This window comes from Caldicellulosiruptor acetigenus (assembly GCF_026914305.1).
Classification (GTDB): domain Bacteria; phylum Bacillota; class Thermoanaerobacteria; order Caldicellulosiruptorales; family Caldicellulosiruptoraceae; genus Caldicellulosiruptor; species Caldicellulosiruptor acetigenus.
In genome coordinates, this window is record NZ_CP113866.1 from 1,711,734 (window position 1) to 1,729,040 (window position 17,307).

The following is a 17,307-nucleotide window of genomic DNA, read 5'->3' on the forward strand; positions in this document are numbered from 1 at the left end:
TCATTCACTCCTTCAAAAAACTTTGTATATCAAATCGTCTACTCTTTAGTTTTTCAACTTCAATAATCTTTTGTATCTTTTCAGCAGCATCATCCACATTGTCATTAATAACACAATAGTCATACTCTGGCACAAGTTTTATCTCGTTCTTGGCAATCTCAAGTCTTGCCTTGATTTCATCTTCAGACTCGGTGCCTCTTTTTACAAGTCTTCTATAAAGCTCTTCTATGGATGGTGGCAATAAGAATATTAGTACTGCATCCGAAAAGGCTTTTTTAATCTTGAGCGCTCCCTGTGTTTCAATCTCCAAAATTACATCAAAGCCCTTTTCCAATGCCTCAAAGACAAAATCCTTGGGCGTACCATAATAGTTATTGTTATACTCAGCATATTCTAAAAATCTTTCATTTTTAATCTCTTCTTCAAATTGCTCGCGCGATACAAAAAAATAGTTCACACCCTCTTTTTCCCCTGGCCTCGGCTTTCTCGTGGTCTTGGAGATTGAAAGCTTAATATTTGGATTTTTCTCAAGAAGCTTTCCAACAACTGTACCCTTTCCAGTCCCTGCAGGCCCTGATATTACAATCAAAAGTCCCTCTCTCATTTCTTGTCATCCTCATTCTCAACTTCAATATCTTCTTCTTCAAACTCTTCTTCAGGTTCTATAATTCTGTGTGCCACGGTCTCTGGCTGAACAGAAGAAAGTATTACATAATCAGCATCAGTTATTATTACCGCTCTTGTTCTTCTGCCATATGTGGCATCAATGAGCATGCCTCTTTCTCTTGCTTCCTGGATTATTCTTTTTATAGGAGCTGAATCCGGACTGACTATTGCTATCAGCCTGTTTGCTGAAACTATATTACCAAATCCTATATTGATAAGTTTTATATTACCACTATTACTCAAAACAAACTCACCTCTATTCAATATTTTGAACTTGTTCACGAATTTTTTCAAGCTCATCTTTAAGACCTACAACACACTGTGAGATTTCAAAAATAGTAGATTTAGCACCAATTGTATTTGTTTCTCTGTTCATCTCTTGAACTATAAAGTCAAGTTTTTTGCCTATACTTCCTCCAGCTTCTAAACACTCAGTAAACTGACTTATATGACTTTTAAGCCTCACAAGCTCTTCTGTTATATCGCTTTTGTCAGCAAACAGAGTTATCTCCAGCATAAGTCTGTTTTCATCAATGCTCTTTAAATCGAAATATTCACTTACCCGTTTGTAAAGTTTTTCTCTGTAATTTTCAACCAAATCCTTTGAATACTCTTCTATTCTGCTCACCAAAGCTTTAATGTTTTCTAATCTCAGCAGAATGTCCTTTTTAAGATTTTCACCCTCTGTTTTTCTCATTTTATCTAAATTTTGAAGTGCCTCTTCAATACAATCCAAAAGCTCAGACTTAACAGTACCAACGTCAAGTTCTTCAGTCTCAATCACAAGGGCATCTGGAAGTTTTATAAAAGTCGAAAGGCTAAAATCGTCCTGAATTTCTGAAAAGTTTTCCCTAACCCTATTTATTGCTTCCAAGTACTGCTTCATTATCCCTATGTTAGGAATAATCCTGTAGTCTTTTTCGCTGAAGCTTTTGAAGTTAATGTATATATCAACCTTCCCTCGGCAAATATACTGTGAAACCACATTTTTTATCTCATTTTCAAATTTGATAAATTCTTTTGGCATCTTCAAGTTTATTTCCAAATATCTGTGGTTTACACTTCTTATGTCTACGCTGTACTCTCTCTCATTTATTATTCTTTTACATCCACCGTAGCCTGTCATACTTTTAATCATGATAATGCAACCAATCCTTTCAACGTGATTTAAAAAATCTTTCATGGAAGAAAAAATAACAATTCTACTTGACTACTATCTATTTTAAAGTATTTTTACCCATAAAATCAAGAAAGGGTTATAATATTAGTTGAAGTCAAACACATTTTTGAAAAGCAAGGTGAAGTTAAAAATGATAGTAGGTCTTGATGTTGGTGGAACAACAATTGACACAGTAGCAATAGAAAACGGAAAAGTTGTTGCATTTAAAAAATTTGAACGCGGTAGAAATTTAATAGATTCTGTATTAGAAAGCTTAAACCAGTTTATATCTGATGAAATGATTTTAAATCTTGAAAGAATTACACTAAGTACAACCGTTACCACCAATGCAATAGTTCAAAATAACTTGGATAAGGTTGGAATGATAATAGAAAACGGTATTGGAGCAAACCCTGAGTTTTTGATGTGCGGCGATATGAATTTTTTTGCAGATGGATATATAAATAACAGAGGCATAGAGGTAAAACCAGTAAATATCGAAAGCGTAAAGAGCGCTTTGCAAAACTTTAAACAAGAAGGTATAGAAAACTTGGGCATTGTTGGCAAGTTTTCTGTTCGAAATCCACAGCATGAACTTGCTGTATATGAGGCAGCTAAAGAATACAACTTTAAATTTGTGTCAGTTGGCTACAAACTTTCTGGTAAACTCAATTTTCCACGAAGAGTTTTTTCAACATACCTAAACTGTGCAGTTTATAGTATATTTAATATGTTTTACAAAAGCATTTTAGCATTTTCACAAGAAAGAAAAATCCCTCTTGAAAAGATATTTATTCAAAAACCTGATGGTGGAATTGTAAACTTGCAAAATATCGAATGTTTTCCGATATTCTCTATTCTCTCAGGTCCAGCTGCATCCGCTCAAGGCGGATTTGTCCTATCTAATTTTGCGAAAAATGCAATTATAATTGACATTGGTGGAACAACAACCGACATCGCTTTCTTGTCAAACGGCAATCTTGTTCTTGAACCATATGGAGCAAAAATCGGAAAGTATCCTACATTAGTAAGAGCAATATATTCACGATCTGTAGGGCTGGGGGCAGAAAGTGTTGTTAAAATAGTAGATGATACAGTTAAGATAGGACCAGAAACAAAAAGATGGTATGAAAAAGGCAAAAATGAGTTTATTACTTTTTACGATATTCTTCAATTTTCAAATTCCTGTTATGAAAATTCTATAAATGCTGGTTTAAAATCTTTATCTTCTCAGCTGAATATAAGCCAAGAAAACTTTTGTAAATTGGTGATAAGCAGGGCAGTAGCAATGATAGAAGAAAAAATAAAAGAGGGAATTGAATACATCAATAATCTTCCAGTTTATACCATAAATAAACTCTTGTACGGAGAGAAATTCGCACCTCAGAAGATAATTCTAATTGGTGGACCGGCTCAGCTTTTAAAACCTCATTTAGAGAACGAGCTCAAAATAAAAGTTGAAGTCCCGAAACATTACATGGTTGCAAATGCAATTGGTTGTGCGATTGGCTCAATCTCAAAAGAGTACAACTTAGTTGCAGACACTATCCAGGGCAAGTTGGTAATACCAGAGTTAAATATATATCAAAGTATTCCTGCAGATTTTACTATTGAGCAGGCAAAGAAGGTTTTAATTGAAAAGGTCTTAAAGTCCAGAGAAGTTAAGAATCAAGATGATGTAGAGATTGTGGATGAAAGCTCTTTTAATATGATAAGAAGTTTTAGATTCTGCGGAAGAATGATTAGAATTAAAGCTCAGTTAAAACCCAAGCTTTTAAATTTGAGAGATTGATTTTTTGGGGAGTGAAACAAGATGTTAAAAGCTAAAAATAGTTTAGGGCTCATACTCTTTCCTGCCTTTGACTGGAGAATCTCTCCAACGCATCCTGAAAGAGAAGAAAGACTTTTGTATACAATTGACCAGATAGAAGAAGAGGGGCTTTTTGACTATGAAAATATAAAAATTTTCAATCCCGAAATGGTTGCCTCAAAATATATAGAGATGACCCATTTTTGTATCCCTACTATTTCCTCAATTGTTACCGTATCTCACAAAATAGCTGCAGGCTCAGCAATAACTATTGCCCAAAAAGTTCTGTCAAAAGAAGTAGAAAAAGGATTTGCTCTTATCCGACCACCCGGTCATCATGCACACAGAGTAACATATGGAGACAGGGGATTTTGCATTATAAACAATGAGGCGATAATGGTGGAATATCTAAGAAAAGAATATAAAATCAAAAAGATAGCAATAATAGACACTGACTGTCATCATGGTGATGGAACGCAGGATATCTTTTGGAACGACAAAGATGTCTTGTTTATTTCTCTGCACCAGGATGGCACAACCCTATATCCCGGAACTGGTTTTACAGACGAAATAGGTGGGCCCTCGGCAATTGGTTATACTTTGAATCTGCCTCTGCCACCCTATACATCTGATGAAGGATTTTTGTACTGCTTAGACAATCTTATCATTCCTGTTTTAGAAGAATTCAAGCCTGACATCATAATAAACTCAGCAGGGCAGGACAACCATTATTCTGACCCACTAACAAACATGAACTTTTCTGCTCAAGGGTACGCAAAACTTACAGAAAAGCTAAGTCCAAATATTTCTGTGTTAGAAGGCGGATATTCTATTGAAAGTGCTCTTCCATACGTCAATTTGGGTATAATATTTGCACTTGCGGGTATTGATTATTCGAACATAAAAGAACCTGATTACAATCCTGAAAGACTTAAACAATCTCAAAGAACAACTGATTACATCAAGCGGCTTTGCGAACAAGTATACAGTATATGGAAATCAAAAGAAGAAAGAGAATACAAAGTCAAAATGGTACATCAAGATTATTATGCGAGAAAAAAATCTATTTATTATGACACAATGGGATTCAGAGAAAATCAGCTTGAAAAAATAAAAATCTGCAAAAAATGCTCAGGTCTAATATTAATAGACTCTTTTTGTTTGGGATATAGGGTTTTAGCCATAGTAATTCCACACGATGCATGCAATGACTGTCAAAATGAAGGTCACAAGCTCTTTGAAAATACTGAGGTTGGAAACTATTCTCATGTACTTTTACAGGATAAAAAGAGCTTTGAATTTTTCAGAAAGCCATCATAAAAATTTTTATGTTTTTTGTTTTACATTACAAGATACTTTTGCTTTCTCTCTTTTAACTTTTCACCATTTATGAGCACCAAGCTGCCCTGCTTGAATTTTAGTTTTTTGGCTAAATACTCACACTTTATTTTCAAAAGATAAAAAACATTGGCTTGAACATCTTCAAAGTCATCCACAGTCTCAAAGTTTGCCTGCCCTTTTGAAATAATCACATCAGCAGTAGATATAAGATTTTTGACTTGCTCAGAAACAAAGTCTTTTGGTACCCCCAAAAGCGCTGCTCCGCTCTCAACAACATTTGCTATTTTTTCCATAGAAACTTCCTTTGCATCTTCTCTTGTGGCATCGTTGAGAACAGGTCCAGACTTTACAATGTAATAAACGTTTTTCCCCATTTCATTCAAGATTTCTACCAATATCTTATCAAACACAATCTCACCTGCATTGTCTCCAACAATTATTACATCTTTTGCCTTTTCAATTTTTTCTTTCAAAAGAGGATAGTCATCAATCCAAAATCCAAAATCAAACGCGTGCTCAAGTTCTTTGTCAATATCAAAGCTTCTTTGAATCCCCAAATCAATAACATTGCCCGCAACAGAAACTTTTAACGCTTCATAAAGAGTATCAGCTGCTGTTTGCACCTTTTCTTTCACTTTTGGATACAGTTCAAGTGCCAATTTGTTCGAGGACTTTTTGGCTTCATAGTACGGGTCTGGGTTATTTATAAACTCATATGTCTTAAGCAGCACAAGTGAAGAGTTATACGCTGGTGAGGCAGAAGGCTCCAAAGTTTTTATGAAGTCCATGAGATTATAGAGCACTTCTATCTTTTTTTCATCGGGAACTTTTATCATCTCCATACATGAAACTGCCTGTTTTAGATAGCAGTGAATGCAATCAACAAGACTCTTCAATTTAAAGCTCACTCCTTTTGAAGTTAAATTCTTTAGCCAAGCTACAAAATAAAGTATTAATAACTCTTGATTTGTTGTCAAGAAGAATATTATAATTGTATATGTCACACACGCTCCATTAGCTCAGTGGCAGAGCAGTCGATTCGTAATCGACCGGTCGGGGGTTCGAATCCCCCATGGAGCTCCAGTAAAAATCAAGAATTTTGGGATAGGTAAAATACAACAAGTGTGTTTTCTAAAGCTACATTACAGCTACCCGAGAAACTGTAAAATTTTGGGGCAACTACTCCACTGTCTTAGGAGTAGTTGCCCTTTATACTTGTCTGCTCAAATAAATGATTTAATTTCATTACTGCAGCTTTATTAAAAAGTAAAATTAGATTAAATAATACATGCTTCAAGTTCAATTTTTAATGTCGTTGTAATGTTAGTAATAATATTTATCGATTACTACCTTACACTGTCTATCATTGAGATGATTTTTAAAGGCATTTTCAAGTATGAAGTACTCAGCTAGAGCATGCAATTTTTAACCTTTGTTGTGTTATTAGATCTTGAAATAGACTACATGATATTTTAACTGATAAAGTTTATTAATATAATAAAGACTTAGAGATAAACGAACTACTGAGACTTACCTCAGCAAATATAGGACATGTAGTAAAATCGGAAGTGATAATTTTAGCCGGCACATTTGCAGCAATGCTGCTATCTGGGATTTTAACGCTTATGCAGGTTCCCATCTGCGTTGTTATAGGTCTTCTTTTGCTTACATTTTTCCTGCTGCCGTTTTTGTACAATACTTTGATGAGAATAAAAAGGGATATAATCTAAAAAGCATCTTCGAAAAAATTAGAAAGCTGCTTCCAAGGGAAGGGGAGCAGCTTTTTATTTACATAAAAATGTGAGAAAATTAAAGAAATTTAAAGATATTTAAAGAAAGAGAGAGCTAATAGCTAAAAATTGTATAAAATTAACTTAAAAAAACAAGTTTGACAGAATAGAAATTAGCAAAGTAAAATTGAGGTAAAAGTGCCAAGGAGAATATTAATGAATATAGCAGTTTGCCAATTGCCTTTTGCAAATGAGAAAGTTTATATATAAATTTAGGATAGTATACAAGGGCTCGAGGAATGTTTTTGCCCATTTCCTCAGTTCTTTTTTATATTTGAGTTTTTTTGAATTATTTACTATTCAAGTATTTTTATTGTTTTTAATATACTTAAAGCAGGACATAAGTTTATAAGATAATTTAATAATAGTCATCGTTAAAATTAGTGTAAAAAGATAGAGCAAAATAGTGTTTATAATAGTTAATGGTGACTCGAATTGCAAAAAATTTGCTATACAATATTCCCATGGAGATGATGGACCTACCATTTTGGTATTAAACTTAAGTATGTTTATTTTGTATTGAATAAAAGTTATCAAAAATCCTACACTGTAAATGTAAATATCGATTGATATCCAAAACGGAAGAGCAAAAATGTAAAACAATATAAGGACTAAAACAAAACTATTGTTTCTAATCTCATAAATTAGTATTGGTGTGTATATAACAAAAGAATCAATAGAAGATGAATTTAATAAACCATCCCATGCGGCTGAGGTATAAATTATGAATATCAAAATACAAACAAAATGATAAATAATCATTTTTAATATAAAATTTAGATTTTTATCAACCCACTTTTTAATTCTACTAATATTTTGAGTATCGCCTTTCTTTTGAAAAAACAAGATAAGAAATTTATACGCACCTGCCAAAATTAAAAAAGTACCAATTGGAAAAAAAGCAAGAAGAAAAACTATAAAGTATTTTGGTTCTCCATTACCAAAAAAAAGTATTACTCCAAAAAGAATAAAAAACAAAATCATTAAAAATATTTTTATTTTCATATTTCCACTCCTTTACATTTTACCATTTGTCTTCTTGATTATTTTATACTATTCTATCTTCTTTGCTAAGAGGAATAGTTTTTTCTCATCTCAAATTCTATAAAAACTTTACGCCAAGTATAAAAATACAATTATATTGTTTAAACTTTCTATATGAAGATGTAAAAATTTATTTAATTTGCCTATTGCGTTTTTTTTGTTATAAGTATTTATAGTTATTTCATCCATTGAAAGGGGTTGATGACTATCGCTATACTTAACACCTCTTAAATACTTTAATCCTATTTATTTTGCTGGGAGGTTCTAAGTTGTCGCACAAACATAAAAAACTTTTAGTACTAATAGGTGTTATCTTTGTAATATTAATATCAACACTTGTTGCTAACAACTACATCCATAAGAAAATCTTCTCCCAAAACCATCTGCAAGCTTCCAAAAAGCAAATTGTTCCCTGGAGCTATAAAAAACTTGGTATCACAAAAACATGGAAATTTACCAAAGGCAAACACGTAAAAATTGCTATTCTGGATTCCGGCATCGACCTAAATCATCCTGATTTAAAACATGCAAATATTATCAAAACTATTAACTTTATAGAACCAAACAAACCTGCCTTGGATGAAACAGGACACGGAACTTTTATCACTGGTATAATCGCAGCTCAAAATAACAACTTTGGTATTGTCGGCATCGCACCTGAAGCTGAAATCTACATCTTAAAAATCTTAAATAAAAAACTTGAAGGAAAAGTTGATTCGGTAATACGTGCTCTTGACTGGTGTATAAAAAACAAAATTAACATTGTAAACATGAGTTTTTCTACATCATCTGATAACTCAAGACTACGAAAAATTACTAAACAAGCAACAAAACACGGAATAATCATTGTTGCTTCGGCGAGAAATTCATTTGGCAGAAAAGCAGGCTTCCCTGCTTCTTATCCCGAAGTTATCTCTGTTGCTTCTGTCAACTATAAAAATCAAATATCGCAGTTTTCTGCCCAGGGAAAAATTGATTTTTGCTCTTACGGCGAAAATATTTTGTCAACCAGTGTAAATAAAACTTACAAACTCTCAAGTGGAAACTCAGTTGCTGCTGCCCACTTAACAGGAATGATTGCTCTTATTTTAAGCAAACCAGAAAAGTGGGGATTAAATCCTAAATATGGCATTAATAAAGACAAAATTTATAACGTGCTAATAAAATTATCCAAGGATCTGGGTGAAAAAGGTAAAGATAATATATTTGGTTATGGTCTTGTGAGATTCAAATGAAAAAGAATTCGGAGGGGTGTTAAAAATGAAAAACAAAATGAAGAGAATATTAGCTATCATTGTTTGTATTAGCTTTATATTAACCTTTTTGCCTATCAATTCTGTCAGCTTTGCAAAACCAAGATATGATGTTTGGAAAGATAAAATAAAAATCTACGATGCCGATAAAAAAATCAAGAGAGCAGAAGCAGAGTACGAAGGATATAAGTATATTGCTACGTTTGACAAAGATACAAATGAGATAAAATTAAAAGTCAAGCCACTTAACACTAAAAAGTTTGATAAAAGTTTGGACAATTTAAGTCTAAATGAAGAAAAAAACTTTTCTGTAAAAGTAGAATACTTTGATGGTGAAAATTTAAAAGCAAAATTGATTGATGAAAAGACAAATGAAGAGTATAATATTGGTGATTCGGATACTGTTACGGCTCAGTTTGCAATTGCTATCCCAATAGCCTTAGGTCTCGCAGAAGCTTTAATAGCTTCTCTTTTGCTAATTGGTAAAGTAATTGAATTATTTGGAGAGAAATACGTAGAGGCAAGTGAGGTAATTGAAAACGTCAAAAATAATAAATATGAATATTATAAAGCAGCAATAAAAAATGGTATTCTTTATATCGGTCCAGCAATAGACTATCCAACGGCATTCTCCAGAGTATACAATTTTAATCTTGATGTTTTTTGCAAAAATAGAGATTTAGCCAGAAAACTTGCACAAAATGTAGCAAACTCATTTCCATTTGGCGGTTTTATAAGAGGACCTGAAAAAGAAGGTCAAAGTTCTATTTATTTTTATCACTATCACGTATATGAAATATTATCACCATCATCAAACTCTTCGTATAAATTACCTTGCCATATTTTCTTCCCATAAAATAAATTTTCAGGGCTGTTACAATTAAAAATTTCGACAGCCCTCAGCTGTTTATTAAAAACAAAATACAATAGAGGTGAAATAATAGTATGTCTGAAATCAAGATATATAACTTAAATAAAATATTTGAGAATTACGGTAAACCAACTGAGTTTAAGCTTTCTTTGTTGTTAGAAAAAAGTATTTGTTATGTAGAAATGATTTATCAAAGTTATAATTATATTTTATTTGTTATCAAGGATGGTGACGAGACGATATATGTAAATTCTATTATAATCGTAACATTAGACAATGATAAAGTTAAAACAACTTTTAGTTATAGTCCAAAAAATAAAATTTTAGAGATAATTTATTTTGACGAAGAAAAGTTAAGTTTACTTGCTTATGTGACAGAGGCAATATCTTCAAATTTGGTTGAACTAAAAATATTTCAAATAGATTTAACTAAAAATGAAGAAAAACTAATCTACAAATACACTTTAAATTACTATGAAGAATCTGCAAGCTCAATAACTTATACACCTATTCATATACGTGCCGTGAATAACAAGTATATAATGTTAATAACTCCAAACGTAATATTTTATAAAAATAAAGTTGCCTTATTAATCGACATTGAAAACAAGAAAGAAATTTTTATTGATCCTCATATAACAGACAATCATTATATATATGAATTAGTAAATATGGTAAATATAAGGATTAAGGGTAAAAACTATATATTTATCAAAACCGGTCGTTTTTGCTCATTTGAAAAAAGAGACTTTTTCTATTCAAAAAATAAAGATTACAAAGATGAGATAGAGACTATACTAATTATCCCTTGTGATGAATTAATTCAAAATTTAGATAAAAGTGCAGATTTTAAGTTTTCTGAATATTTAGTTGACAAAGCTGATTATAATGCTTCATTAGATTTTTCGTTCGATGCAAATGTCTTTTATATTCCAAACTATACATATAACAAATTTTCTTCGATTTTGTACAACAAAGAAAACTTCATAGATAAAAAAACTGATATTATTTTATATGATTTAGAAAATAAAAAATACTACCATATTGGATCTTTGCCGTTTCCTTTGGAAAAAATACCTACAATATACAGCGAAAACGATAGATATTTCGTTATGTATTCTCCCTTTTATATTAATAGACTGGGAACATTTTTTGATAAATATCTTATAAAACATTATTTGGATACTAACGAAATTTTATTTATGGAATTACCAATTACAATTTCAAAAAATGAATTATTAAATGCAGTTTACTTTTTCAAAAACGATACCATAGTTGAAACCAAAAACCCTGATACAAAACAAAATTTCATATACTCAGTAAATCACGATAAGCTTATTGCAAATACAAGTTACGGAGAAAACTATTTACCTATTTTAAACATCAAAACTGGTGATCTTAGTTCTATTATTATTTATCCGCGATTTTTGAGTAAAAGTTAAAATAACTTTTTATTTCACTTATATAAAATATTATTTGAGAAAAATCAAGGTTTATAAACAGATAAATATTTCACAAAATAACAAATCGTGAGGTGTAAATAAGTGGGTAATTTAACTTTTGTAGGACATTTATTTATTCCGCAAAAAAGCATATTATCTGAAAATCCATTAAAACTCTGTTCTAAGACAAGACTTTTGTACCATGAAGATACTTTATTTATTGCAACAAGAGAGGAAAATTCTTCTAATCTAAAAATTACAAATTTGCTAATATATACTCTTGAAGCGGATAAACGTTTTCACCTTTTGGCTGAATACAGTTTAAAAACACCAATAGATGACATCATTGGAATTGATAAAACGAAAGTAATTGTTTATGGCTTGTCTATAGACCAAAACTTTTCTGCTTTTTCCATATTAAAAATAGACATACTAAACCACGCTGAAGTAAACTTATATGAAATGATACTCCCACAGTGTTGCAAAATTGAATCTGAACTTTCCTTAAATCAGAGAAAATTTTTCTGTCAAACTAAGATTCTTGATAGTAAATATTCTATTTCTACAATAGATTGTTCGATAGAAACAATGAATAATTACAAAAAATACAAATCTTATCTTTTCTTTTTTGACGCAACAGTAGAAAAAATTTATGATCTTTCATATATCTCTGAAAAGATTATAAAAGAAATTGAAATAGTTCAGACAACCTTGTTGGGAGGAAAATATATTCTTTTTCAAACTGGTAGAATTGGTGATTCTGAAAAATTTGATATTATCTTTGAGGCAATACAAGAAAAAAAAGAAAATTTCGATCCTTCTGATTTCCGTGTTAATCAAAAGATGATAATTTATCCTCTCAGGAAATTTTTTGAAGACATTTCTATTCGTAATGTTGATCTCGAAAGATATTGTTTTGAGAGAATGGATTTCAATGTTGTTGTTCCAACTTGTTGCAGATGGTTCGAAAATGATGAGTTTTTTTATATAAAGACTTTTATAACTCAAAACAAGTCAGAACTAATAAGAGTCAAAGTTTCTAATAACGGTGTAAAAAGAAAAGAAACCGTCTGCAGCCTTGATGAGAGAATTTTAAGTGATTCAATGTTCGTAAAAGAACGTATATTAGACAGCGAAAAAATTCCAAAAAAGAATTTATTTTACATTGTAAAAGCCAGTAAAATAAATTCGTATTGCTTTAGAGTTACTATTTTGTTTTTTGGAAAAAAGATAATTAAGAGGGACTTTTATTTTGAATTTGAAGAAAATGAAAATATCATTAAATTAAATTTTAAAAAAGATTACATAATTACATGTAAAATGCATTTTAATGAAGAAGATACATTGCAAAATCCCGACCATCTTTATTTAACTTACAAGTCTTATAGTTTCTCTAATAAACAGTTTATTGGTTCTCAAGATCAAGTTCACATGCTATATAAAGACATGGTTTTAGATAATCCTTATAATCAAATGGAAACACTGATATATTTTTACTGATTTATTCTTGATAGCTAATGAAATTTATAAAGTGCTTTTGAAATTATCTAAAGACATAGGACAAGAAGGAAAAAACAATATCTTTGGTTACGGTTTAGTAAAATTTTGAAATACAAAAATTATAAAGAGTTTGGAGGGAAAGGAATAAAAAAGAATTTAAAAAGGATAGTAGCAATAGTTGTATGCCTCAGCTTTATATTGACTCTATTGCCTATCAATTCTGTCAGCTTTGCAAAGCCAAGATATGATGTTTGGAAAGATAAAATAAAAGTTTATGATGTTGATAAAAAAATCAAGAGAGCAGAAGCAGAGTACGAAGGATATAAGTATATTGCTACGTTTGACAAAGATACAAATGAGATAAAATTAAAAGTCAAGCCACTTAACACTAAAAAGTTTGATAAAAGTTTGGACAATTCAAGTCTAAATGAAGAAAAAAACTTTTCTGTAAAAGTAGAATACTTTGATGGTGAAAATTTAAAAGCAAAATTGATTGATGAAAAGACAAATGAAGAGTATAATATTGGTGATTCGGATACTGTTACGGCTCAATTTGCTATTGCTTTGCCTATTGCGGTAGAATTATTAGAGGCACTAATTTCGGCACTTTTAGCCATTAGTGAAGCAATTGTAATTGTCGGAGTAACTTATATAGTAGCTTCGAGGGTTCTAGAAAAGATAAAAAATAGTAGTTATGACTATTATATGGCAATAATTAGAAATGATAACGTTTATATCGGACCTGCAATTGATTATGAAATTGCTTATAATAGAGTTTCATTATTCGAAGGTGATGTTTTCTGCAGAACTGAAAGCAAAGCAAAAACTCTTGCTTTAAACGTTGCATATAGTAAACGGGGAATTATAATTGGACCAGAAAGACACAACAATTATGCAAATTACTATCCACATTATCATGTAAAAGACGCGTATGGTTATAAATTAGCTTCTCATATTTTTTTCCCATATTGATACTTGTACGCTATATAGTACAATTAAACGGGCTGTTTACATCCGTAAACAACAGCCCGTTTGATTTTAAATCACCAATGATATTAAATTAGTTAGATAGTATAAATTTTGTTAGTAATAATTATTTATAACATTATAAGGAGGAGTATTTTTATGGGAGAAATAAGTATTGTTAATATATATAACCTATGTAGAGAAATACTAGAATATAAACCTAATGAAACTGTGATAATTCCGCCTTCTTTACAATCAACCATTAATGCTTTAGTACTAAAGCCTGTAATCACTCCTAAAGCTGATATTCTGTTTGAAATAGCTCAGTACTTTCCCAAAGTTGGTGTAGAAAGTATTTGCTTTGTTAAAAGTAAAGATTTGAATTGCACTTTTTATAGGTTTTTAAATAACGTTCAGCAGATTTTGTTATTCGACTACGAAAATTGTATATTGTATGGATATACAATGGAAAAGGTAAACAGAGATTTAATAGAAATAAAAATTGTACAAGTCGACCTTTATCATGCCCAGGAAAGAGTAATTTTCAATTTTTCAATAGATTATTTAGACCAAAGCCCAGAGAATGACTCTATAAATCCTTTGTATATCAGTGCTTTAAGTCAAAGATATTTTTTAACTATCACTCCAAATATACCTAACTACCCAACGAAAATTGCAAAAATTATTGATGCAGAAAGCAAAGAAGAAATCCAAATCAATCCTTACCTATTTGAAAATCATAACATATTTGAAATAGCAGACTTTAAGGTTATTCAAACGCATGAGAATAAGAAATATCTCTTAATAAAAACAGGTCGAATATGTTCATTTGAGAAAAGAGATTTTCACAATTCAAATTCTGCTCAATACACAGACAAAATTGAAACTTTAATTGTAGCCCCCATTGAAGAACTAATTGATGAGGCAATAAGCCAGAAAAAAATTGACTTTTCAAAGTACATTATTGCAATGGCAGATCAAAGTCAAACTATTGAATTTGAACCTCTTTTACATTTTGATAAAATGTTTGCGCCTATAATTGCTAAAAACTTACCTTTCTTTTTATATTCAAAAGAAAGTTTTAACAAAAATAGCGTAGATATTTTCAAATTTGATTTAGAAAAAAGAGTTGCCTATAAAATAGCAACTTTTGAGGGAGAAACTCCTTTTATAAACTGTGATGACAAGGGGTATTTTCTTGTAGAAACAATCTACTCTAATTTACCCAATTCAAATCTACAAAAATTAATTCTTGAAAAAATATACGTTGAAAATGGTCAAAGAACGAAAGAAGAGCTCATGATAGAAAAGGACGAAATATTCGAAAAGCTATATTCTTATTCATCTAAAGTCAGTTTTATTGTAACAAAAAATGCTTTAAAAGGGGAATTCAAAGTATATTTTCTGGATGATAAAAAATCCTATTTGACGATAAAATTTGATGAAGGTTTTGTGCCCGTTTTGGATATAGCCAAAAACGAAATAAATGCATTCATAATTTATCCTTATTTTGTAAAAAAATTAACTTGTTGAATAAATAATAAAAATTATTTCACGTGTATTTAAAAGAAAATTTACAGTTTTCAGTTTTTTAAGTATAGGCCTTTATCAAATAAGTAATCATTATCCGTTCAACATGTTATTGTCAATACTTTTCTACTGTCCTCTAATAGGCTTAAGCCTTAATTTGTTCAGTAGCAAAAATAATTTGATTAAGTATTGATTTTAATAACTTGGCTAATTTCTCGTCTTTCGTGCCTGTTGTAAAAAGGTAATGCAAAATTTCAGAATCTATGGTAATATTGTATTGAGCCATTCCTCATCCCTCCTGTTAGATTTAGTTTTTGGTTCTTCTTTATTTCTATTCTAACCAGACTCCCATGCCGCAACAAATGCGCCACCAACAGAGAATGAAAATGTCCTTTTTTGATGATATAATCAGTATAGCGGCTGGTGAAGGCAGGTCGTTACCCTTCTGGTGCCTTGAGCCCGATAACCAGACTGAACCACAACGACCGGGTGCACCACAGATTGTTGCTCCAATATGGAAGCACGCGGGATAGAATAATCGAATAGAGGTTGTTGCACCAGCCCTTCAAATCTAAAAGCCGCTGGGGAATGATAGAGATGGAAGTTATATATCCACGCTGTTGTGGCTTAGACATTCATAAAAAGACTGTAGTAGCTTGCATAATTACACCGGAAGAAAAAGAAATACGTACATTCTCCACAATGACTGAAGATATATTAGCTATGGTGGACTGGATTAAAAGTAAAGGGTGTACACATGTAGCGATGGAAAGTACAGGTTCTTACTGGAAGCCCATTTACAACATTCTTGAGATTGAGGAGCTCAATCCAATGGTAGTAAATGCTAATCATATTAAGAATGTACCGGGCAGAAAAACAGATGTAAAGGATGCGGAGTGGATTGCAGGGTTATTGCAGCATGGTTTACTGCAGGGCAGTTATATTCCTTCAAGAGAGCAGCGGGAATTGCGGGAATTAATAAGATACCGTCGGAGCTTAATAGAAGAACGTGCCAGAGAAATAAACCGGATACAAAAAGTATTAGAGGGAGCAAATATCAAACTTTCGTCTGTTGTCACGGATATAATGGGGAAATCATCTCGAGCAATAATTGAGGCGATAATTAATGGAGAAGAAGATACTGTCGTTTTATCGGAACTGGCGCAAAAGCGATTAAAGAATAAGAAAGAAGAATTAAAGAAAGCTTTAAAAGGTTTAATAGGACCACACCAAAGATTGATATTAAAGGCGCAACTTGAGCATATAGATTTTCTGGATGAACAAATAGGTTTATTGGATGAAGAGATAAAGAGGCGAATGCTCCCTTTTGAGGAGGACCTGGAGCGTTTAGACACTATTCCGGGAGTGGGCAGACGCACAGCTGAACACATAATAGCTGAAATTGGTAAAAACATGGACCAATTTCCTTCTGCTGCGCATCTTTGCTCCTGGGCAGGGGTAGCTCCAGGTAACAATGAAAGTGCAGGGAAAAGAAAATCGGGTAGAACACGAAAAGGGAACGAAAAACTACGGTCTGTGTTAGTAGAAGCTGCAAGAGCCGCTGCTCACACGAAAGATACATATTTATCAGCCCAGTATCACCGTATAGCTGCCCGGCGAGGAGCCAATCGTGCTGCAGTTGCTGTAGCTCACAGTATCCTTACGATTGTGTATTATTTATTAAAGCGAAAAGAGAGATATAATGAGTTAGGAGTAAACTATTACGAAGAACGTAAAAAAGAAGCAATTGTGAAACAGTCTATCAAGAAGTTAGAATCATTAGGACTAAAAGTCATCGTGGAAAATGCAGTGTAAGATTTGTATACCCAATTTAACACAATATTTCGTAAGACCTATAGAATAATTTTTTAAAGCGGAATGCTATAGGTTTATATGATTATTGTTTTTTTGTCTTTTTCGGCGGTACTTTATTTT

14 protein-coding genes, 1 tRNA gene and 2 pseudogenes are annotated in these 17,307 nt (G+C 31.6%); 11 read left to right on the forward strand and 6 right to left on the reverse strand.

All coding sequences use genetic code 11. The annotated features are described in order from the left end of the window. Positions 1-4 precede the first annotated feature (4 nt). From gmk to OTK01_RS08525, 3 genes are read right to left on the reverse strand one after another with little or no spacing between them, the layout of a single operon-like run. A complete protein-coding gene (gene gmk / locus OTK01_RS08515) occupies positions 5-604 on the reverse strand; it encodes a guanylate kinase (RefSeq protein WP_013432343.1) in 600 nt (199 codons plus the stop codon). Then, entirely contained in the window at positions 601-891 is a 291-nt protein-coding gene (gene remA, locus OTK01_RS08520; RefSeq protein ID WP_029228200.1) for an extracellular matrix/biofilm regulator RemA, read from the reverse strand. The genes gmk and remA overlap by 4 nt, the downstream gene beginning before the upstream one ends. Before the next feature lie 31 nt (positions 892-922). Next, the gene (locus OTK01_RS08525) at positions 923-1,804 is read right to left on the reverse strand and encodes a YicC/YloC family endoribonuclease (protein WP_013432341.1); all 882 of its coding nucleotides are present in this window, start codon (positions 1,802-1,804) and stop codon (positions 923-925) included. 172 nt (positions 1,805-1,976) lie between these two features. Between OTK01_RS08525 and OTK01_RS08530 the strand changes: the two genes are divergently transcribed. Further along, positions 1,977-3,617 (forward strand): hydantoinase/oxoprolinase family protein, encoded by a 1,641-nt coding sequence (locus OTK01_RS08530; RefSeq protein WP_029228199.1) that lies wholly within the window; start codon positions 1,977-1,979, stop codon positions 3,615-3,617. Positions 3,618-3,638: 21 nt separating this feature from the next. Further along, positions 3,639-4,955, forward strand: a complete 1,317-nt coding sequence (locus OTK01_RS08535) for a histone deacetylase family protein (protein WP_029228198.1) — start codon at positions 3,639-3,641, stop codon at positions 4,953-4,955. 20 nt (positions 4,956-4,975) lie between these two features. On the opposite strand, the gene OTK01_RS08540 is transcribed toward OTK01_RS08535, so the two are convergent. After that, a complete protein-coding gene (locus tag OTK01_RS08540; RefSeq protein WP_029228197.1) occupies positions 4,976-5,872 on the reverse strand; it encodes a damage-control phosphatase ARMT1 family protein in 897 nt (298 codons plus the stop codon). A gap of 112 nt (positions 5,873-5,984) precedes the next feature. Here OTK01_RS08540 and OTK01_RS08545 point away from each other — a divergent pair. Together OTK01_RS08545 and OTK01_RS08550 are read left to right on the forward strand one after the other, a co-directional pair. Beyond that, positions 5,985-6,059 (forward strand) — tRNA-Thr (locus OTK01_RS08545). A 210-nt stretch (positions 6,060-6,269) separates the two neighbouring features. Next, positions 6,270-6,706 (forward strand): annotated as a pseudogene (locus OTK01_RS08550) (MMPL family transporter); the annotation flags it as partial. A gap of 360 nt (positions 6,707-7,066) precedes the next feature. On the opposite strand, the gene OTK01_RS08555 reads toward OTK01_RS08550, so the two are convergent. Beyond that, positions 7,067-7,771: a hypothetical protein gene (locus tag OTK01_RS08555; RefSeq protein WP_014042023.1), complete on the reverse strand. Its 705-nt coding sequence runs from the start codon at positions 7,769-7,771 to the stop codon at positions 7,067-7,069. Positions 7,772-8,079: 308 nt separating this feature from the next. On the opposite strand from OTK01_RS08555, the gene OTK01_RS08560 reads away from it, so the two are divergent. The 6 genes from OTK01_RS08560 to OTK01_RS08585 all read left to right on the forward strand — a co-directional run bounded on the left by OTK01_RS08560 (position 8,080) and on the right by OTK01_RS08585 (position 15,375). Further along, positions 8,080-9,045, forward strand: coding sequence for a S8 family peptidase (locus tag OTK01_RS08560; protein WP_029228196.1), 966 nt, complete (start codon positions 8,080-8,082; stop codon positions 9,043-9,045). Positions 9,046-9,070: 25 nt separating this feature from the next. Further along, entirely contained in the window at positions 9,071-9,919 is an 849-nt protein-coding gene (locus OTK01_RS08565; protein ID WP_029228195.1) for a hypothetical protein, read from the forward strand. Positions 9,920-10,008: 89 nt separating this feature from the next. After that, complete coding sequence (locus tag OTK01_RS08570) at positions 10,009-11,376, forward strand: hypothetical protein (protein WP_013432330.1); 1,368 nt, start codon at positions 10,009-10,011, stop codon at positions 11,374-11,376. Positions 11,377-11,478: 102 nt separating this feature from the next. After that, positions 11,479-12,876 carry a hypothetical protein gene (locus tag OTK01_RS08575; RefSeq protein WP_029228194.1) on the forward strand — a complete coding sequence of 466 codons (1,398 nt, stop codon included), beginning with the start codon at positions 11,479-11,481 and terminating at the stop codon, positions 12,874-12,876. 144 nt (positions 12,877-13,020) lie between these two features. Continuing rightward, positions 13,021-13,848 carry a hypothetical protein gene (locus OTK01_RS08580; RefSeq protein ID WP_029228193.1) on the forward strand — a complete coding sequence of 276 codons (828 nt, stop codon included), beginning with the start codon at positions 13,021-13,023 and terminating at the stop codon, positions 13,846-13,848. Between the two features lie 153 nt (positions 13,849-14,001). After that, the gene (locus OTK01_RS08585) at positions 14,002-15,375 is read left to right on the forward strand and encodes a hypothetical protein (protein ID WP_029228192.1); all 1,374 of its coding nucleotides are present in this window, start codon (positions 14,002-14,004) and stop codon (positions 15,373-15,375) included. Between the two features lie 145 nt (positions 15,376-15,520). Here OTK01_RS08585 and OTK01_RS08590 read toward each other — a convergent pair. Then, positions 15,521-15,658: pseudogene (locus OTK01_RS08590) on the reverse strand (IS256 family transposase); the annotation flags it as partial. Between the two features lie 311 nt (positions 15,659-15,969). On the opposite strand from OTK01_RS08590, the gene OTK01_RS08595 reads away from it, so the two are divergent. Continuing rightward, complete coding sequence (locus OTK01_RS08595; protein ID WP_029228191.1) at positions 15,970-17,187, forward strand: IS110 family RNA-guided transposase; 1,218 nt, start codon at positions 15,970-15,972, stop codon at positions 17,185-17,187. The last annotated feature ends 120 nt before the right edge of the window (positions 17,188-17,307 follow it).